We start from the raw sequence: 17964 nt of genomic DNA, 5'->3' as shown, positions 1-17964 counted from the left end.
AGCGCGGCCCTGGGCGGAGGGGGCAACTGAAAATGATGAATCTCGACGATGTCGATCGGCAGCTCATTGCGTTGCTGCGCGACGATGCGCGAATGCCGGTGGTGGCGCTTGCGAAGGCGTTGCGGGTGGCGCGGGCGACCGTGCAGAACAGGCTGACGCGCCTCGAAAACGATGGCGTGATCGTTGGTTACACGGTGCGGCTCAAGCGTGCCGCGGAAAGGCATCGGATCCGCGCGTTGATGTCGGTCGCCCTGCAGGGCAATCGCGCGGCGGAAATCATCAAGGTGCTACGGGGTCATCCCAACGTCACGACGATCCACAGCACGAACGGGCGCTGGGATTTGATCGCCGAGTTGCAGGCCGATTCGCTGGAGGAGTTCGATCGGGTACTCGGGGCGGTTCGCATGATCGACGGCATCGCCAATACAGAGACGAGCATTTTGCTGTCGACGCACAAGGCATGATGGCCATCGTCGGGGGCGGCACGCCGGCATCGTCGCCTTACGACGCCGTCGCCGCGACACTTGCCGCGCAGGCCCCGAACAGCCACCGCCGGAAAGCCGGCGCGGCGGGCGTCTCGGGGCGCGCGGGCGGGCAGACCAGGAAATACCCGCGCGGGGTCGTCACCGGCTCGTCGAACAGCGCCACCAATTGTCCCGTCGCGATGAGTTCGTCGACGAGCGGCCGCCACCCGAGCGCGACACCTTGATGCGTGAGCGCGGCGTTCATGACGAGCGCGTAGCTGTTGAACGTCGATCCGTGGTGATCGGGCGGCGCGCTGAGACCGTGCACCGCGAACCAGCCGTTCCAGCCGAGCCAGCGCTCGGGTTCGGCCGGCTGCACGTGCAGCAAGGGCACGGCATAGAGATCGGATGGGGCGGCAATCCGCGGATGCGTGTCGCGAAACTTGGGCGAGCAAACCGGAATCACTTCCTCGGGAAACAACCGTGTTGCGGTGCAAGGCGACCAATCGCCGTCACCGAACGCGATCGCCACGTCCGCATGATCGCGGCGCGGATCGAATGCGAGCTGCGACGTGACCACTTTTACATTGATATCAGGCAACAGGCGCCTCAAGTCCATGAGGCGCGGGACCAGCCAGTAGGTGGCGAAGCCGGCATCGGTCACGATCGTCAATGCACCTTTGGCGCGCGCGGCGCGAATGTCCGCGACGGCGTCGCGTATCGTCGCCATGCTTTGACGTACCGCTTCGTATAGACGCTGGCCGTCGGCCGTGAGGGTGACGCCGCGGTGCCCGCGCTCGAACAGCGGCGCGCCGAGTTCGGCTTCAAGCTGCACGATCCGCTGGCTGACGGCCGGCTGTGTCGAACCGAGTTCGCGCGCGGCCGCCGTGAAACTCGTCAACCGAGCCGCGGACTCGAACACCGACAGCATCTGCAGCGGCGGCAAACGATCTTGGTCAGACATAAGGCTGCCTTATGGGGCCATAAATGGCGGGCGTCTTCACACGCGAATTCTGGGTCGACATATTGACGTCATGCTCCGGCTGCAAGCGATCCCGCAGTGCAGCGACGGAGCGCCGGGACCATGGATGCGCCGCGGAACATCCGGCGCCGCACCAACGACTCCAACGCATTGTAATCATCGACTTCATGAAGCCCAATACCGGAAAAAATATCCTCGTTCTGATGGCGGATCAGATGACGCCTTCGTCGCTGCGTTCGTACGGCAATACGGTGTCGAAGACGCCGCGCATCGACGCGCTCGCCGGCGAGGGGGTGGTGTTCGACTCCGCTTACTGCGCGAGCCCGCTTTGCGCGCCGTCGCGCTTCGCCTTCATGGCCGGCAAACTTCCGTCGAAGATCGGAGCTTACGATAACGCCGCCGAACTCCCGGCGCAAACGCTGACTTTTGCCCACTACCTGCGCGCCGCGGGTTACCGGACCGTGCTCTCGGGCAAGATGCACTTCTGCGGCCCCGATCAACTGCACGGTTTCGAGGAGCGCCTGACGACCGATATCTATCCGGCCGATTTCGGCTGGGTGCCCGATTGGGAACAACCCGAGGTGCGGCCGAGCTGGTACCACAATATGAGCTCGGTGCTCGACGCGGGCCCCTGTGTGCGAACCAATCAACTCGACTTCGACGACGAAGTGACGTTCACCGTGCGGCAAAAGCTTTACGACATCGCGCGCGAACGCCAGGTGGGCAGCGATGCCCGGCCCTTCTGCATCGTGGCGTCGTTGACGCATCCTCACGATCCGTATGCGATTCCGTCGGAGTATTGGGATCTCTATCGCGACGAAGAGATCGATTTGCCGCGCACGAACCTGAGCTACGACGAAAGCGATCCGCACTCCAAGCGCTTGCGCCATGTCAGCGAGAACGACCGCACGCCACCGACGCAGCAGCAGGTGCGCAATGCGCGCCACGCCTACTACGGGGCGCTGTCGTACGTCGACGCGCAGTTCGGGGCGATCCTCGACGCACTGAAAGCGACGGGATTGGCCGACGACACGATCGTCGTCGTCACCTCCGATCACGGAGACATGCTCGGCGAGCGCGGGCTTTGGTACAAGATGACGTTCTTCGAGAACGCCGCGCGGGTGCCGCTGATCGTGCACGCTCCCAAAGCGTTCGCACCGCACCGCGTAAAAGCATCGGTGTCGACGATCGATCTATTGCCCACGCTGGTCGAACTTGCAACGGGCAACCGAGAGAGCGCTTGGCCCGATCCGATCGACGGCCATAGTCTCGTGCCGCATTTGCGCGGCGACGGCGGCCATGACGAGACGTTCGGCGAATATCTAGCCGAAGGTGCGATCGCGCCGATCGTCATGATTCGCCGCGGATCGTACAAATTCATCCACACCCCTGCGGACCCTGACCAGCTATTCGATCTCGAAGCGGATCCGCAAGAGCTGATCAATCTCGCGAGCGATCCCGCGCATGCGAAGACCGTCGAGGCATTGCGCGCCGAAGTCCGGCAGCGCTGGAATCTCGACACGTTGCGTCGGGAGGTGGTCGCGAGCCAACGCCGCCGGCGCTTCCACTACGCCGCGACGACGCAAGGACGCATTCAATCGTGGGACTGGCAGCCCTTCAACGATGCGAGCCAGCGATACATGCGCAATCACATCGAGCTCGACACGCTCGAAGCGATGGCACGCTTTCCGCGTGTCGTGCATGAATGAGCAGGCGGCCGGGACCGTCGCCTAACTTAATCCAACTATCAACTACAAGCAGATCTACCACACAGGAGTGGGAAATGAACGGAAGCACGCACCACAAGTCCCGGCGCTGGATCGCCGCGCTCTTATCGGCGGCTGCCATCGTGCCTTGGGCGACGACGCACGCAGCGGATCCCGGCAGTTGCACGCAAGTGCGCATGGCCGATCCCGGATGGACCGACATCGATGCGACCAATGCCATGGCCGGCGTGATATTGGGCGCGCTCGGCTATCACCAGGACGTCGCGAATCTATCGGTACCGATCACGTACGAGGGGTTGAAGAAAGGGCAGGTCGACGTGTTCCTCGGCAATTGGATGCCGGCGCAGGGCCCGCTCGTGAAGCCGTTCGTCGACAGCCATTCGATCGACGTGCTGCATGCCAATTTGACGAATGCGAAGTTCACGCTGGCGGTGCCGGATTACGTGGCGGCGGCGGGCGTGCATACGTTCGCGGATCTGGCCAAGTACAGCGAGAAGTTCGGCGACAGGATTTACGGTATCGAGCCGGGCGCGCCGGCGAATCAGAATATCTCGAAGATGATCGGCGACAAGGCGTTCGGACTCGGCGATTGGAAGCTCGTCGCATCGAGCGAGACGGGGATGTTGACGCAGGTCGGACGCGCGGTTCGAGACAAGAAGTGGATCGTGTTTCTCGCGTGGGAGCCCCATCTGATGAACACGGAGTTTCATTTGACGTATCTGTCGGGCGGAGATGCGTACTTCGGCCCGAACTATGGCGGCGCGACGGTCAATACGGTGACCCGGACCGGGTTCGCGAATCAGTGCACCAATCTCGGCCGCCTGTTCAAGCAGATGACGTTCAACGTCGACCTCGAAAACAAGATCATCGCGAACGTTCTGCAGAACAAGGTGAGCGTGAATACGGCCGCGAGGGACGCGCTGAAGGCTCATCCGCAGATGCTTGGGCCTTGGCTCGACGGCGTAACGACAGCGAGCGGCGCGAATGGATTGCAGGCGGTCAATAGCGCACTTGCCGATCACTGATACCCACAGCTACAGCTAGACAACACAAAGAGACCATCATGATGAAAGCATTACGCGCCCCGATTCTATCGGGCGTGGCGCTGGCGCTCGCCTGTTCGCCGGCCGTCAGCCACGCTCAAAGCAGCGTCACGCTGTACGGCATTCTCGATGCCGGCGTCACTTACGTGACCAATACCGGCGGCTCGCATGTCGTGAGGTTCGATGACGGCATTTCCTACGGCAACCGTTGGGGCATCAAGGGCAAGGAGGATCTCGGAAACGGGCTGGCCGCCGTGTTCGCGCTGGAAAGCGGATTCAAGCTCGGCACGGGCAGGCTGGCCTTCGGCGGCGCCGAGTTCGGCCGGCAGGCTTACGTCGGCCTCTCCAGCCCTTGGGGCACGGTGTCGTTAGGCGATCAGCTCGACATGACCGAGGAGATGGTGTTCTTGTACAACATCTCCGCGTGGGCAAGCGGATACGCGATCCATCAGGGCGACTTCGATCGATTCAATGGGGATCGTCTGCCTAACTCGGTGAAGTTCATGTCGAACGACATCGATGGGTTCAAGTTCGGGGGCATGTGGTCGTTCGGGAACATCGCCGGCAATTTCCATCAAAACAGTGCGTATAGCGTCGGGGCGCACTATGCGAATGGCCCCTTTACGATGGGTGCCGCCTATACGCAGTTGAACAATCCGAACGGTATTTACGGGTTCGATCCGTACGCGATGATCGGGACGCAGACCTTCCTCGGCCAGCCTACCGTGAGCGTTAACCCCACCACGGGAGCGATCACGGATCTGTATTCGAGTACGGCGTTCGCGGTGGACAAGCAAGGCACGCTCGGCGTCGGTGCGAGCTATAAGCTCGGTCCCGTGATGCTGATGGGCAACTACTCCTATACGACGATCAAGGGATTCGGCCAGTCTTCACATATGCAAGTCGGGGAGGGCGGGGCGTCTTGGAGCATGACGCCCGCACTGACCTTGGACGGCGGGTATCAGTACACGCACTTCGAAGGACACCATTGGAATCAGGTGTCGGCAGGGTTGCATTATCTGTTGTCGAAGTGGACGGACGTTTATATCTCCGGAGACTATTTGAAAGCGTCGAGCGGAGTGGACGCGGTAATCGGATACAGCTTCACGCCGTCGACCACGTCGACGCAAGCCGACGTGCGCATTGGCATGCGGCATTCGTTCTGAGCAACTCCTCGTCGTACTTTGGCGGGCGTGTCTTTGGCACGGCCCGCTGTTTTTTTCGCGCGCTCCCGACGCCCGCAGTCGAACGGCTGTGCGGGCGCGTATTCGACGCCGAGTTGTACCGACTGCTCGTAGTCCTAGATCTGCTCCAGCACGGGATACAGTTCTTTGTTTTCCCGCTGGATCCGCTCGTGGAGCGCTTTGAAGACCGTGTTCGCGTCGGCTCGAAAGCCGTCGGCGTCATCGGCGATTCGCTTGGCGGACAGCCATTTTCCGGCAAACTGTGTGTAGGCGGCGGCCAGGCCGTCCATTTCGGAACGGTACCGGTTGCCCAACGCTACGTGCGCAGCGTTCTGCGATTTCTGTAGCGCGGGGTAGAGCACGGAATCTTCGACCGACAAGTGCAGCTTGATCGTGCCGCTCATCGAGACCATCTTGGCTGCGATCCGGTCGGCGTTTCTCACGATGCCCTCGGCCACCAGGTGGCGCAACTCGTTCACGGCTTCCATGATCTCGATGTGCTGATGCTTGAACTTGTCGATGTTCATCCGCGTCCCCTTAGATGTGTGTCAAACGTATTATGTCCGATTCGTCAGGAAACTTTAGATGATAGATTGCGGGATCGGAAGCGATTTTCTTTACGAAATCTTCGACCTGATCCCATGGACTCATTCCCGCTGTTGGCGACGTCGCGCCTTTCGCTGCGCGAGATACTGCCCGATGATGCCCGCGCGTTGTTCGCGGTACATTCCGATGCCGAAGGCATGCGATGGTTCGGTACGGATCCAATGACCCAACTCAGCGACGCGGAAAGGATGGTTCAGGTATTCGCCAACTTACGAAGCGGCGGGTCGGGTTTTCGTTGGGCAATTGAAAGGAGAGAGGATAAGGCGTTTCTAGGCACGTGCGGTCTGTTCCGCTGGAACCGCGGATGGCGCAGTTGCACGGTCGGCTATGAGCTGGCGCGATCAGCCCGCGGCCAAGGATACATGCGCGAAGCTTTGTGCGCCGCGATTGGCTATGGCATCGAGACGATGCAGTTGAACCGCGTCGAAGCCCAGGTTCACCCGGAGAACGAGCCTTCGATCAAAACGCTCGAGACGCTCGGTTTCGCTCGCGAGGGCTACCTGCGCCAGGCTGGTTATTGGCATGGCGCCTACCACGATCTGCTTCAGTTCGCGTTGATCCGGACGGACTTCACGGCATCTGCGGCGAGCGCCGGTGATCGATAGATCCCGATTGGCGTAACCTTCTGGGCTCGCAGTGAGCATCGCTTCACACTGATGGCCGCGGTACGACCAACTCATGCAACAGCCACTCGCGGAATGCCACGAGCGCAGGGTGACGCTGAACGCGCTCGGGGTACGTGAAATAGTAGGAACGTGAACTTGGCACCGGCTCGAAAGGGCTGCACAGCCGCCCATCGTTCAACTCGTCTTCGACGAGCATATGCGGCACGAGTCCCACCCCGATCCCCGCAACGACCGCTTGAATCAGATGCGACGTCAACTCGAAGCTCGGGCCGAGCCGCAGCGCATCATGGGGCAGCCCAAAATGCGCGCACCATTCGCGCCAAGCGTCGGGAAAGCTGCTGACTCGCACAAGGGTGAGCCCTTCGAGCATGGCGACGGTCGGGCGTATGGTTTGGGCGCCCGCACGCGATCGAGCGCGGCCGCCGCGTTGCCGCTTTTCCTTTGCCTTCAATACGGTTGGGCTGCCGATCAACACGAGCTCCTCGGCATAGAGCCGGTGCGCCACCACGTTCGGCCAGCGCCCATCTCCGACAGCGATTGCCGCATCGAGCGGCTGCGACGAGAAGTCGACTTCCTCGATTCGCGAATGCAGATCGATCTGCAGATCGGGATGCGCTTGATAAAGACGGTGCAGGCGCGGCAAAAGCCATTTCGCGCCGAACGTCGGCAGCGTCGCCACGCGCAGGCGCTTGCCGAGCGCCTCGGAAGACAAGGCTTGCAACGTCGCGTTACGGATCAACGTCAACGCGGCACCCACCTCGGTCATATAGGCGCGGCCCGCATCGGTGGGGACGATGCGCTTGCCCTCGCGCTGGAACAACGCCACGCCGAGCATGGCCTCCAGCGTCTGTACTTGGCGGCTGACGGCGCTTTGCGTCAACGATAGCTCCTCGGCCGCGCGGGTAAAGCTCCGATGACGGGCCGAAGCCTCGAACGCCAGGAGCAGCGACATCGACGGGGTGAGCTTGCGGTAATTCATTCATAAATCTCATGAACATCCCGAAGAACTTCCGCTTGCGCACGGTGGAAGAGCCTCGGAAAATCGATCGAATGGGAGAGATGCATGTGCCGGCATGCTTCGTCCCATGCAGAGTTTACATGGTCGAAACCCAATATGACCGGCACCGAGCGCAGATAGATGACGATTGCCCGCCTCCCCCCCAACGATTCGACCGATAGTCTGCATACAAGCTTCTTCGTCGAACTGCGAGCGTCGGGATTCGAAGGCGAGATCGACTACAGCCAAGCGCTCCGAACGGTGTTGTCAACCGACAACTCGATTTACCAGCGCTATCCTAAGGCGGCGGTCTTTCCGCGCCATGCGCAAGACGTGCAGCGCATCGCAGCACTCCTCGGTCAGCCGGAATTTCGCCGGGTGACGGTTGCCGCGCGCGGCGGCGGCACAGGAACGAACGGTCAATCGTTGACGGACGGCATCGTCGTCGACTTGTCCCGTCATATGAACCGGATCTTGTCGATCGATCCGAAGACGCGCACGGTGCGCGTCGAAGCCGGCGTCGTCAAAGACCAGCTCAATGCCGCGCTCAGACCGCACGGCCTATTTTTTGCGCCCGAGCTTTCGACGTCGAACCGCGCGACGATCGGCGGCATGATCAGTACCGACGCGAGCGGTCAGGGTAGTTGCACTTACGGAAAGACGCGCGATCACGTCTTGGCACTGGAGTCGATTTTGATCGGCGGCGAGCGTTTATCGAGCGCGCCGGTGGACACCGCAGCCTTGAACGGCCTGTGTAGCCGCGAAGATAAGGTCGGGCTCGTTTATCGCACCGCGCGCGATGTCAGCGAACGTCATGCGGACCTGATTCGCGAGCGCTTTCCAAAACTGAATCGTTGCCTCACAGGGTACGACCTCGCACATCTGCGCGACGATGCCGGCCGCTTCGACATCAACAGCATCCTGTGCGGATCGGAGGGCACGCTTGGCTTGGTGGTGGAAGCGACGCTGAACGTATTGCCGATTCCGGCGCATGCCTCGCTCGTCAACATCCGCTACGCGAGCTTCATGGATGCATTGCGTGACGCGCAGCCGCTGATGGCACACCGTCCGCTGTCGATCGAAACGGTGGATTCGACCGTGTTGACGCTTGCTCGGCAGGATATCGTTTGGCGGAACGTGGCCGAATACTTGCCCGACGTCGGCGCTTCCGAGGATGGAGCCGGGGGCATCAATCTCGTCGAATTCAGCGGCGACGATGCCGAAGAACTGCGGGCCAAGGTGAAAGCCTTCGTCGAACACTTGAAAACGGACGCCGGTGGCCGCCGAATGGCAGTCACGATCGCCGAGGGCGAGGCAGCGGTCAATCGCGTCTACGCCATGCGCAAGCGCGCCGTAGGCTTGCTCGGCAACGTGAGCGGAGAAAGCCGCCCGCAGCCGTTCGTCGAAGACACGGCCGTGCCGCCCGAGAATCTGCCTGACTACATAGCGGAATTTCGGGCACTGCTCGACGGCCTAGGTTTGCGATACGGCATGTTCGGGCACGTCGATGCGGGCGTATTGCACGTGAGACCGGCATTGGACATGCGCGATCCGCGTCAAGCCGCGTTGATCCGGCCGATCTCCGATGCCGTGACGGCATTGACGCTGAAGTACGGCGGCCTGCTGTGGGGCGAGCATGGAAAGGGCGTTCGATCCGAGTACGTGCCCGAATACTTCGGCCCGCTGTATCCCGCGCTGCAACGGCTCAAAGCGGCGTTCGATCCTCACGATCAACTCAATCCCGGCAAAATCGCGACGCCGGCCGATAGCGGCAAATCGCTGCTCCGTATCGATGCGGTGCCGATCCGAGGCGAGGCCGACCGGCGCATCGACGAGCGCGTTTGGCAGCGTAACGGCGATGCCGTGCATTGCAACGGCAATGGGGCCTGCTACAACTTCGATCCCGACGATGCGATGTGCCCGTCGTGGAAGGCGACTCGGCAACGGATTCATTCGCCGAAGGGGCGTGCATCGTTGATGCGCGAGTGGCTGAGGCTCCAGGGCGAGGCGGGGGCGGATTTGATTTCTGAGCCAACGCCCGCGGCGCTGCCGGTGCGGATCGTCAATACATGGCGCAAGCATCGCGGCGAGCGCGACTTCTCACATCAAGTCCATGGCGCGATGGCGGGTTGCCTCGCTTGCAAATCGTGTGCGGGACAATGCCCGGTCAAGGTCAACGTGCCGGAGTTTCGGGCCCGCTTCCTCGAACACTATCACTCGCGCTACGCGCGGTCGCCGCGGGATTACCTGATCGGGTCGCTCGAGTACAGCATGCCCTACGTGGCGGCAATTCCCGGTGCGCGCCGGGTCTACAACGTGTTGATGCGTGCCCTCGCGGTTAAAGCGCTGTTGAGGCGTGTCGCCGGCATTGTCGATAGTCCGTTGTTGAGCGAGGCGTCATGGAGAGACGTGACCCGGCGATGGCAAGTTGAACCCGCAACCGCGGAAAGCTTAAGCAAGCTAAGCGACGCGCAGCGCAAGCGCAGCATCATCTTTGTTCAGGATGCGTTCACGCAGTTCTTCGAAACGGGCGTTGTTGCGGCGTTCGTCGAACTTGCCGTGCGGCTCGGCTATCGCGTGTTCCTTGCGCCGTACATGCCGAATGGAAAGCCGCTGCATGTCCAAGGGTTCTTGCGCGCATTCAGGCGCACTGCACTGCGAAACGCCGCACAGTTGCGCGCGCTCGCCGCGTTCGATGTGCCGCTGATCGGCATGGACCCAGCCATGACGCTCGTGTACCGGCAGGAGTATCGGAAGGTGGACGGCGTCGACGGATGTCCGATGGTGATGCTGCCCCAGGAATGGCTCATCGACGCGCTTAGCGCAGGCGCGTCCGACAGCGGCAGCGATTCGACGAATGCTCTACGGGGCGAAAGCTCGGGCGTCGCCGCACATTATCGCTTGCTGGCGCATTGCACCGAGCGGACGAACGCGCCGGCCGCCGCGGCGCTTTGGCCCGACGTATTCGCTCGAGCAGGGCTGTCGTTGACGATGCCCGCGAGCGGATGCTGCGGCATGTCAGGTACCTATGGGCACGAAGCACGCAATGTCGAGACGTCGAAGACTATCTTCGAGCAGTCTTGGGCTCGGCACGTCGATGCGTGGTTATCTCCTGGCGGCACGCGGCAGGCCGCAACCGATCGGCCTGAATTGCTGGCGACAGGCTATTCGTGCCGATGCCAGGTCAATCGCCTGAGAGGTCGCCGGCTTCGGCATCCGATCGAAGCATTGCTCGATGTCTATCGCAGCGGTGATCGTTGCCTGTAAGCAGTAGAAACAGTAGAGCAAATAAAAGCGGGCGAGCCCGAAGGCTCGCCCTTAACGGCGTTTCCAGCGTTATGGACCGCGGACTGGTATCTGCCGGTGACCGATCTCGTTATTGCGTCTTCGTGGCGGCATCGGTCTTGGTGTCGGCCTTCACGTCGGCCTTTGCCGGGGCGGCTTGCTTATCGGCACCGGCGGCGGTGCTTTCCTTCTTCTTGCTCATCTTGTGCGCGTGCGTCTTCTTCGAATGCACGGCCGACTTCTTCGCAGCGTGACCTTTCGTCGTCGCCTTCTCGCTTGCAGCGCCGGCTTCGTTAGTCGCCGTATCGGTCTTCACCGTGTCGTTTTGTACTGCGGTGCTCGCCTTCAAGTTGGCTTGGCCGGCTTGAGCCGACGTGGTTGCGTTGGTGGACGGCGCAGGTGCCGCGGTGGTTTGTGCGAAAGCCGTCGAAACGAGCAGGGCGGAAGCGAGGGCAGCAAACATCGTCTTCATAGGTGACTCCTATTTAGGGCGGCCGAAAGAGTTCAGCGCTGCCGGTTTAACGCTGCGAAGATGACGCGAGTTGACGCGGCTCTCGTGACAAAACGTAAGCGGTGTGACGAAACGAATGAACGTGCGTCTTGGGTTCGATCGATTGAACTTTCAAGCGAACCTTCAACCGAACTAGGTTTCTCGGAGCGCTTCGTTTTGAATGTCCGCACCGAGGTGCGCTATGCTTACCCATCGATCGGCAACGCGTTACGCGTATCGTTCATGCAAGATGAAAAACTCGATGAAATTGCTGGCCATCGTCGCCGGCCTGAGTGTGTCGCTTGCGCTCACAGGCTGCGACGATCGTGAATACGAGCAAACGATGGGAAAACTCAAAGCGTTTCTCAATGCGTTGACATCCTCACCGCCCTAAAGGGCGGAGATTCCTACTGCGCTTAAGCCACGATGGCTTGCGCTTCAGTGGGTTCCTGCTTCGCCGGGCGACCTGACAGCGTCATCCCTCCACAGGCAATCGCGGCGTGTCCCGCCGCTAAAACGTTGATTGCGCCGACGTGATCGGCGTTTGCCTCGTGCCTGCACTTGATGCAGGCGAATAGGGCTTGCGTCTTACGGTTGCCGGCCGATATATGACCGCAGCACGGACACGTGCGGCTCGTGTTCCGCGGCGCAACGGCGATGAAGAGACCGCCGTGCCGCGCCGTCTTGTACGCGAGTTGGCGACGGAACTCGCCCCATCCCTGATCGAGGATCGACTTGTTCAGCCCGCTTTTTGCTCGAACGTTGTGCCCCGGCGCTTTGACCGTCCCTCTGGCCGAGCGCGTCATGTTGCGCACTTGAAGGTTTTCGACGGCGATCATTGCGTGGTTTTTGCAGATCGTGTTCGATGCCTTATGCAGAAAATCCGAGCGTGCGTTTGCGATGCTCGCGTGAATGCGTTGAATTCTGACCTTAGCCTTCTTCCAGTTCGCCGAGCCCTTCACCTTGCGCGCCATGCGACGCTGATACTTCGCGAGGCGCTGTTCGTGTTTCTTGAAGCTGCTCAGTGGCGCGATAAACGTACCGTCGCTCAGCGTCGCGAAACGTACGACACCTACATCGATACCCACCGCCGGGCCATGTGGAACCGGCTGCTCGACCTCGCGCGCCGTGAGAATGGATACGTACCACTTGCCTGCGCGAAGCGATACCGTCGCGCTGCGCACCTCACCCAGTACCAAACGGCTATTGCGATAACGCAGCCAGCCGAGCTTGGGCAGCGCAATACGGCCGTTTCTCCGGTCGAGCTTAATTTGCTTCGCGTCAGGATAGCGAAAACTATCGCCCATGCCCTTACGTTTGAAGCGGGGGAAGGCCGCGCGCTTCTCGAAGAAATTGACGAAGGCGCGATCCAAGTCCCTGAGCGCGCATTGCGAAGTGTGAACCGGTGCCTCCTTCAGCCATGGCGTTTCCAGCGAATGGCGCCATGCCGTCAAACGCTTTGCCATCGGCACATAGCCGATGAACTTTCCACCCGCTTCGTGGGTTTCCTTCTGCAAAGCCAGCGCCTTGTTATAGACGAAGCGGCACATGCCCGCGAACTGACGCATCTTGCGCGCATGTTCGCCGTTCGGCTTCAGTTCGAATCGGAAGGCTTGGAGTCGTTGCATAGGGTCGTATTGTCCACCGAGGCGGTTACATTGACGCCTAGGACAGTTCTGAAAATGCGTGCCGAGCCTACTTGTCAGAAAGAAGACCTACCCGAGCACCCAGAAAAAGCGATGGGGAGGCACACTACGGTCCTCCTCCCATTTCGCGGGTGGCTGCGGCGCGGGGCACCGATTAAGATCGTGCGTCAGCGCATCGACCAGCAGCGCCCGCACCAACCCCTCAGAAGGACGCCTGCGGCGTCCGCACTATCCTTCCTCGCCCTGAAGGACGAGGTTTGACGTGCATTTCGATCAAGCCGGACTCGCTCCTTTGGCGAGGGCTGACGCCCGGTGTGACGACCGAGGCGCAGGTTCGCGATCAGATGGGGCAGCCGGAAACGGAGCGTATGTTGCCGGATGGCTTCAAACGCCTCGAGTATCCGCGGGGGCCGCAGGGTACGACGACCTATATGGTCGACATCGATGCGCACGGCAAGTTGATCTCTGTCACGCAAGTGCTGACGGCGGAGAACTTCGCGAAAGTGCGCATCGGCATGACGCAGGACGAAGTGCGGCAGCTGTTGGGGAAGCCTGGTGACGTCGCTGTCTATCGATTGAAGCCGGAGACGGTGTGGAGTTGGAAGTGGCAGGAGGGCGGGCCGTCGGGCGATGCGTTCTTCGACGTGCATTTCGATGCGTCGGGGCGTGTCTATACGACGTCGCGATCCGATATCTTCCGCGGGCATTAATCAGGGGGAGAGGCAATGACTGAGAGTCATGCGAAATTCGGGGTATGGCCGAACGCTATGTGCTCGACCCCGGCGGCAATCTGATCAAATTCGGCGAGGAGACCGACTAGCCGGGCATATCGGCGTTCATGCCGGCGTCCGCAAGGAATTGCGCCAGGCGGCCCCACATCTCCACAGGATTCGAATACATCGGAAAGTGGCCGGCGTGCTTGATCTCCGCTAAGGCCACGCCGTTGTCTCGTAGATGTCCTAGATACGACAATGATGCGTTCTGCTCGCCGTACATGAACATGCGGAGGCACGGCAGCGACAAGAACTTCGTCATCAGATCGGCGTGATCGGACAGTTCCACCATCGACGTAAAGATCCCTCGTACCGCCTGCGCGCGTACCTTATGACGCAGGCTTGCGGCGTAGAGCGGGCACGAGAAGTACGGCGAGTGCCAGATTCTTTCGATGAAGGCATCGAAGAACGCCTGGTCGCTGTCGGCCGGGTAGTCTATGACTTGCCTGCTAAGGAAGCAGTCTTCCGGGGCAACATTACCTTCGATGTCCGTGAAGCTCAGCATCCGCTCTGGGTTTGCATGCGCGAGCATGAGCGCCGTCAGCCCGCCCATTGAATGACCGACCAAATGGAATCGATCGATACCGAAGCGATCGAGGATCGCCCCCGCCGTCTCAACGAGGAACGGAATTGAAACCCGAGAGAGGTCGCTGCAAAGCGTCTTCCCGCATCCGGGCGCATCGTACGCGAGGACTGGATGGCCGTCGAAGGCCGAATAGTGAACGATGTCGGCGTAGTCTTCCTTCGTCGATCCGAAGCCATGCAGAAATACGATGGGCGTCAGGTCGCCGGCCCGATACATGGTTGCGATGTCGAGTTCGACGCCCTCCACGGAAGTGGACACGGTGCGTTGTTCAAGCAGCGGTTGCATCGGTCCCGTCCTAAATGAGCGATTCGCAAAATTGCCGGATCGCGCGGCACGCGGCGACGAGTGCGTCGTCGTCGAGCGCATAGGCGATACGGATGAATGGCGCGAGGCCGAACGCGCTACCCGGGACGACGGCGACGCCGGCTTCGTCGAGTAGCGCGGTTGCGACGTCTTCGTCGTCCTTCAACTGAACGCCTGCGGGCGTGCGAAGTCCGATCAGATCGGCACATGAAGCGAACGCGTAAAACGCCCCGGCCGGCTTCGCGCATCGTAGCCCGCGAGCTTGGTTGAGTAAATCGACCATCAAATCTCGCCTTTGTTCGAACACGGACCGCGCCTCATCGAGGAACTGCTGCGGCCCCGTCAAGGCCGCCAGTGCGGCATGCTGGGAAATCGAGCTGGCACCGGAGGTCTGCTGCCCTTGCAATTTTTCCATGGCATTGAGAAGCCAGCGCGGGCCGGTACCGAAGCCGATGCGCCATCCTGTCATCGCGTAGGCTTTCGACACGCCATTCGTCGTCAATACCCGCGGCATCAGTCGCGGCTCGACTTGCGCGATCGTATGAAACGGCGCGCCGTCGAAGATCAGATGCTCGTAGATGTCATCCGAAAGCACGAGGACGTGCGGATGATCGAGCAGCACTTGCGCCAACGCGGCGAGTTCCTCGCGGCTGTAGACGGCACCGGTCGGATTGGACGGCGAGTTCAAGATCAGCCAACGCGTTCGCGGCCCGATCGACTCGGCCAGGGCGCCGGGCGTCAGCTTGAAGCCGCTATCGCTGCCGCAGCGGACGACGATCGCCTTCGCGCCGCAGAGCCGCACTATTTCCGGGTAACTGACCCAGTACGGCGCCGGCACGACGACCTCGTCTCCCTCGTTGAGCGTCGCGGCCAGTGCGTTGTAGATCACTTGCTTGCCGCCGCAGCAGACGATCGTGTCTTGCCAGCCGATTTCGAGGGCGTTCTCACGCTGGAATTTATCGGCCACCGCTTCGCGCAGGCTACGCAGGCCGGCAACCTGCGTATAGCGGGTATGGCCCGCGCGGATGGCGTAGATGGCAGCTTCGCGGATGTGTGACGGTGTGTCGAAGTCCGGTTCGCCGGCGCTCAGCGAGATGATCTTCGCCCCGGCAGCACGGCGCGCGGCGACGCGGTCGATCATGCGATAGGTCGCCGATGGCTGCGCATCGGCCAGACGCACGTTCAAACGTTGCGTGTCCGTGCTCATGCGTTGTGCCTCCATTGCGTCAGACCCATCAATTCGAGGGTGCTTTCGCCTTGCGCAATACGCTGCATCATCGCGGCTTCTTTCTCCGCGCGAGCTTCGCCGGCGGTGATCGTTCGCTCGATCTCCGCGGACGGAATGAAGACGACGCCGTCATCGTCAGCGACGACGAGATCGCCCGCCGCGACAGCAGCGCCTGCGAAGATCATGGGTTTTCCCACCGACGGCGCGCTCGCTTTCACGGTGCCGCGCACGGAAATGCCGCGTGCGAACACCGGAAAGCAGCGCGCGGCGATGGCCGCGACGTCGCGCACGCCGCCGTCGATGATCAGGCCGGTGACGCCCGCGGCTTCGGCGGCGACGGTCAGGACTTCTCCCCAATAGCCCGCGAGGAAATTGCTCGTGCCGACGACAAGTGCGCTCCCTCGCGGCACACGTTCCATGGCGATGTGAATCGCCAGATTGTCGCCGGGCGAGCAGACGAGCGGATAGGCAGGCGCCGCAATGAATGCGCCTGGCCAAACCGGACGCACCTGCGGATCGACCGCGCACGGCAGCCCGGATGCTTCATAGAGCGTTGCGGTGCCTAGTGCTCGCGCACGCGACGCAAGAGCGGCCGGCAGCGCAAACGATGATTGATTCTCGCTCACGAAACTCTCCGTTGCAGTGTGTGATAGCCGAGCGCCGAACGTGCTTCTCTCAAAGTCTTGCCGCTTGCGATCTGGCCGCGGATGTTTGCCTCTACCGCCTCGATTTGCCGTGCCGTCTCGGCCACCTCGCGCGCAAGATCGCGCGGGACCGCGACGACGCCGTTCGCATCGGCGACGATGATGTCGCGCGGGCAGACGCGCGCCGTTCCGATTGACACCGGCACGTTGACGGCACCGACTTCGACGCGGTCTTTCCCCGTACGCATGAAGCGGCCCTTCGTGAACAACGGATATTCGTCGCTCAGCGCTTTGGCGACGTCCCGGCAGACACCGTCGATGACGGTCGCCGCGATGTTACGAACCCCCGCGTATTGGGTCATGATGTCGCCCCAGACGGTGCAATCCGTACGGCCATCGTTGTCGATTACGACTACATCACCTGGCTGGACGTCGTCGATGAAATCGCCGACGGTTCCAGGTGGCGTGGCGGCCGGGACATATTTGACCGTGAAGGCAAGGCCCACGACGACACCGGTGTAGTTCTCGAGCGGCACGATGCCGAGGCACTGGCCATTCAGGCCGAGCTTGTCGAGCGCATCGGATACGCCGGGCGTGTCGAGCCCCGCGAATAGCGCAGCCAACTCGCGATCGTCGTCTTTCATGATTTGCAGTCTTCCTTGATGGCGATGGCATCGAATTCTTTGTCGTGCATGACATCGGCAACTGAGCGGCCGGCGCGGACGGCCAGAACCATGCCGCGCTGACGCGCTGCAATGCGTTCGCCCAATTCGAGCACAGCTTCGATTCGCGCGGCGGGCACGAAGACGACCCCGCATCGATCGGCGATAACATAGTCGTCTTCATGAACGAGCACGCCGGCGACCATGATCGGCTGTCCCGACGAAACTTGCACGATGCGATTGCGTGCGCTGATCATCGTGACGCCACGACCGAAGACCGGGTATCCGATCGATTCGCTGCCTTCGATGTCGCGCGACGCGCCGTCGATGACGGAACCGCGTACGCCTTTGCATCTCGCGGCATTGGCGAGAATGTCGCCCCAGCACGAAATGCCTTCGGCTCCACCCGCAATGACGAGAACGCGGTCGTCGGACTGGATTTCGGCAACGACAGGAGAGATCAGATGGACGGTAGGCCTAGCGTCGGTTTTAGGCCCGAGTTGAATCGTGCTGGCGCGCCCGACGATAGCGGGGCAATGCCAAAGCGGGCGCAGGCCGAACGTGGCTCCGGGCAGACCGAGAAAATCGAGCGCGTCGGAGACAGTGTTGGTGTCGAGCGCGGCAAGGCGATCGAGGAGCGGATGAGTAGACATGGAAAGTTACCGGCGTGGCAGCAGCAGTTGCGATGCCTAACTTTCGGTTCCGGCACACGATATGT

Annotated in this window: 18 protein-coding genes; 8 read left to right on the top strand and 10 right to left on the bottom strand. The window is 61.5% G+C overall.

Annotated features, from left to right (window positions below):
* The first annotated feature begins 32 nt into the window (after positions 1 to 32).
* Complete coding sequence (locus tag DWV00_RS17575) at positions 33 to 464, top strand: Lrp/AsnC family transcriptional regulator (RefSeq protein ID WP_115534873.1); 432 nt, start codon at positions 33 to 35, stop codon at positions 462 to 464.
* 37 nt (positions 465 to 501) lie between these two features.
* Here the strand turns inward: DWV00_RS17575 and DWV00_RS17570 are convergent, their stop codons facing one another.
* Positions 502 to 1428 carry a choline sulfate utilization transcriptional regulator gene (locus DWV00_RS17570; RefSeq protein WP_115534872.1) on the bottom strand — a complete coding sequence of 309 codons (927 nt, stop codon included), beginning with the start codon at positions 1426 to 1428 and terminating at the stop codon, positions 502 to 504.
* A gap of 185 nt (positions 1429 to 1613) precedes the next feature.
* Between DWV00_RS17570 and betC the strand changes: the two genes are divergently transcribed.
* From betC to DWV00_RS17555, 3 genes are all read left to right on the top strand, one after another.
* Positions 1614 to 3155 carry a choline-sulfatase gene (betC, locus tag DWV00_RS17565; RefSeq protein WP_115534871.1) on the top strand — a complete coding sequence of 514 codons (1542 nt, stop codon included), beginning with the start codon at positions 1614 to 1616 and terminating at the stop codon, positions 3153 to 3155.
* A gap of 74 nt (positions 3156 to 3229) precedes the next feature.
* Positions 3230 to 4198: a choline ABC transporter substrate-binding protein gene (gene choX / locus DWV00_RS17560; RefSeq protein WP_115534870.1), complete on the top strand. Its 969-nt coding sequence runs from the start codon at positions 3230 to 3232 to the stop codon at positions 4196 to 4198.
* Between the two features lie 41 nt (positions 4199 to 4239).
* Positions 4240 to 5382 (top strand): porin, encoded by a 1143-nt coding sequence (locus tag DWV00_RS17555; RefSeq protein ID WP_115534989.1) that lies wholly within the window; start codon positions 4240 to 4242, stop codon positions 5380 to 5382.
* A gap of 134 nt (positions 5383 to 5516) precedes the next feature.
* Here DWV00_RS17555 and DWV00_RS17545 read toward each other — a convergent pair whose 3' ends face one another.
* Positions 5517 to 5927 (bottom strand): hemerythrin domain-containing protein, encoded by a 411-nt coding sequence (locus tag DWV00_RS17545; RefSeq protein WP_115534869.1) that lies wholly within the window; start codon positions 5925 to 5927, stop codon positions 5517 to 5519.
* A 132-nt stretch (positions 5928 to 6059) separates the two neighbouring features.
* On the opposite strand from DWV00_RS17545, the gene DWV00_RS17540 reads away from it, so the two are divergent.
* A complete protein-coding gene (locus DWV00_RS17540; protein ID WP_342766987.1) occupies positions 6060 to 6611 on the top strand; it encodes a GNAT family N-acetyltransferase in 552 nt (183 codons plus the stop codon).
* 43 nt (positions 6612 to 6654) lie between these two features.
* Here DWV00_RS17540 and DWV00_RS17535 read toward each other — a convergent pair whose 3' ends face one another.
* Complete coding sequence (locus tag DWV00_RS17535; protein WP_115534867.1) at positions 6655 to 7611, bottom strand: LysR substrate-binding domain-containing protein; 957 nt, start codon at positions 7609 to 7611, stop codon at positions 6655 to 6657.
* A 159-nt stretch (positions 7612 to 7770) separates the two neighbouring features.
* On the opposite strand from DWV00_RS17535, the gene ydiJ reads away from it, so the two are divergent.
* Positions 7771 to 10896, top strand: a complete 3126-nt coding sequence (ydiJ, locus tag DWV00_RS17530) for a D-2-hydroxyglutarate dehydrogenase YdiJ (protein ID WP_115534866.1) — start codon at positions 7771 to 7773, stop codon at positions 10894 to 10896.
* A gap of 109 nt (positions 10897 to 11005) precedes the next feature.
* On the opposite strand, the gene DWV00_RS17525 is transcribed toward ydiJ, so the two are convergent.
* A complete protein-coding gene (locus DWV00_RS17525; protein WP_115534865.1) occupies positions 11006 to 11386 on the bottom strand; it encodes a hypothetical protein in 381 nt (126 codons plus the stop codon).
* Between the two features lie 280 nt (positions 11387 to 11666).
* Between DWV00_RS17525 and DWV00_RS34905 the strand changes: the two genes are divergently transcribed.
* Complete coding sequence (locus DWV00_RS34905) at positions 11667 to 11798, top strand: hypothetical protein (protein ID WP_281272636.1); 132 nt, start codon at positions 11667 to 11669, stop codon at positions 11796 to 11798.
* 22 nt (positions 11799 to 11820) lie between these two features.
* Here DWV00_RS34905 and DWV00_RS17520 read toward each other — a convergent pair whose 3' ends face one another.
* Complete coding sequence (locus tag DWV00_RS17520) at positions 11821 to 13032, bottom strand: RNA-guided endonuclease InsQ/TnpB family protein (protein ID WP_115534864.1); 1212 nt, start codon at positions 13030 to 13032, stop codon at positions 11821 to 11823.
* Positions 13033 to 13307: 275 nt separating this feature from the next.
* On the opposite strand from DWV00_RS17520, the gene DWV00_RS17510 reads away from it, so the two are divergent.
* Positions 13308 to 13760 carry an outer membrane protein assembly factor BamE gene (locus DWV00_RS17510; RefSeq protein ID WP_245964917.1) on the top strand — a complete coding sequence of 151 codons (453 nt, stop codon included), beginning with the start codon at positions 13308 to 13310 and terminating at the stop codon, positions 13758 to 13760.
* A 106-nt stretch (positions 13761 to 13866) separates the two neighbouring features.
* On the opposite strand, the gene DWV00_RS17505 is transcribed toward DWV00_RS17510, so the two are convergent.
* The 5 genes from DWV00_RS17505 to DWV00_RS17485 are packed head-to-tail and all read right to left on the bottom strand — an operon-like array spanning position 13867 to position 17899.
* Positions 13867 to 14694, bottom strand: coding sequence for an alpha/beta fold hydrolase (locus DWV00_RS17505; RefSeq protein WP_115534862.1), 828 nt, complete (start codon positions 14692 to 14694; stop codon positions 13867 to 13869).
* Between the two features lie 10 nt (positions 14695 to 14704).
* Positions 14705 to 15919, bottom strand: coding sequence for a pyridoxal phosphate-dependent aminotransferase (locus tag DWV00_RS17500; RefSeq protein WP_115534988.1), 1215 nt, complete (start codon positions 15917 to 15919; stop codon positions 14705 to 14707).
* Positions 15916 to 16566, bottom strand: coding sequence for an RraA family protein (locus tag DWV00_RS17495; RefSeq protein ID WP_115534861.1), 651 nt, complete (start codon positions 16564 to 16566; stop codon positions 15916 to 15918). Before DWV00_RS17495 ends, DWV00_RS17500 begins: the two co-directional genes overlap by 4 nt.
* Positions 16563 to 17228 (bottom strand): RraA family protein, encoded by a 666-nt coding sequence (locus DWV00_RS17490; protein ID WP_115534860.1) that lies wholly within the window; start codon positions 17226 to 17228, stop codon positions 16563 to 16565. The genes DWV00_RS17495 and DWV00_RS17490 overlap by 4 nt, the downstream gene beginning before the upstream one ends.
* Positions 17225 to 17899: an RraA family protein gene (locus DWV00_RS17485; RefSeq protein ID WP_115534859.1), complete on the bottom strand. Its 675-nt coding sequence runs from the start codon at positions 17897 to 17899 to the stop codon at positions 17225 to 17227. Before DWV00_RS17485 ends, DWV00_RS17490 begins: the two co-directional genes overlap by 4 nt.
* Positions 17900 to 17964: the final 65 nt, after the last annotated feature.

The sequence above is a fragment of the Trinickia dinghuensis genome (genome assembly GCF_003367175.1).
Taxonomy (GTDB): domain Bacteria; phylum Pseudomonadota; class Gammaproteobacteria; order Burkholderiales; family Burkholderiaceae; genus Trinickia; species Trinickia dinghuensis.
Note: the sequence above shows the minus strand (reverse complement) of the source record. Positions and strands in the feature narration are given on the sequence as shown.

Bases quoted from the DNA above. Each gene is read 5' to 3' on its own strand.
- DWV00_RS17545 (WP_115534869.1), bottom strand. From the start codon at position 5,927: ATGAACATCGACAAGTTCAAGCATCAGCACATCGAGATCATGGAAGCC.
- DWV00_RS34905 (WP_281272636.1), top strand. From the start codon at position 11,667: ATGAAATTGCTGGCCATCGTCGCCGGCCTGAGTGTGTCGCTTGCGCTC.
- DWV00_RS17525 (WP_115534865.1), bottom strand. From the start codon at position 11,386: ATGAAGACGATGTTTGCTGCCCTCGCTTCCGCCCTGCTCGTTTCGACG.
- DWV00_RS17500 (WP_115534988.1), bottom strand. From the start codon at position 15,919: ATGAGCACGGACACGCAACGTTTGAACGTGCGTCTGGCCGATGCGCAG.
- DWV00_RS17570 (WP_115534872.1), bottom strand. From the start codon at position 1,428: ATGTCTGACCAAGATCGTTTGCCGCCGCTGCAGATGCTGTCGGTGTTC.
- DWV00_RS17505 (WP_115534862.1), bottom strand. From the start codon at position 14,694: ATGCAACCGCTGCTTGAACAACGCACCGTGTCCACTTCCGTGGAGGGC.
- DWV00_RS17555 (WP_115534989.1), top strand. From the start codon at position 4,240: ATGAAAGCATTACGCGCCCCGATTCTATCGGGCGTGGCGCTGGCGCTC.
- betC (WP_115534871.1), top strand. From the start codon at position 1,614: ATGAAGCCCAATACCGGAAAAAATATCCTCGTTCTGATGGCGGATCAG.
- DWV00_RS17535 (WP_115534867.1), bottom strand. From the start codon at position 7,611: ATGAATTACCGCAAGCTCACCCCGTCGATGTCGCTGCTCCTGGCGTTC.
- ydiJ (WP_115534866.1), top strand. From the start codon at position 7,771: ATGACGATTGCCCGCCTCCCCCCCAACGATTCGACCGATAGTCTGCAT.
- DWV00_RS17520 (WP_115534864.1), bottom strand. From the start codon at position 13,032: ATGCAACGACTCCAAGCCTTCCGATTCGAACTGAAGCCGAACGGCGAA.
- choX (WP_115534870.1), top strand. From the start codon at position 3,230: ATGAACGGAAGCACGCACCACAAGTCCCGGCGCTGGATCGCCGCGCTC.
- DWV00_RS17490 (WP_115534860.1), bottom strand. From the start codon at position 17,228: ATGAAAGACGACGATCGCGAGTTGGCTGCGCTATTCGCGGGGCTCGAC.
- DWV00_RS17485 (WP_115534859.1), bottom strand. From the start codon at position 17,899: ATGTCTACTCATCCGCTCCTCGATCGCCTTGCCGCGCTCGACACCAAC.
- DWV00_RS17575 (WP_115534873.1), top strand. From the start codon at position 33: ATGATGAATCTCGACGATGTCGATCGGCAGCTCATTGCGTTGCTGCGC.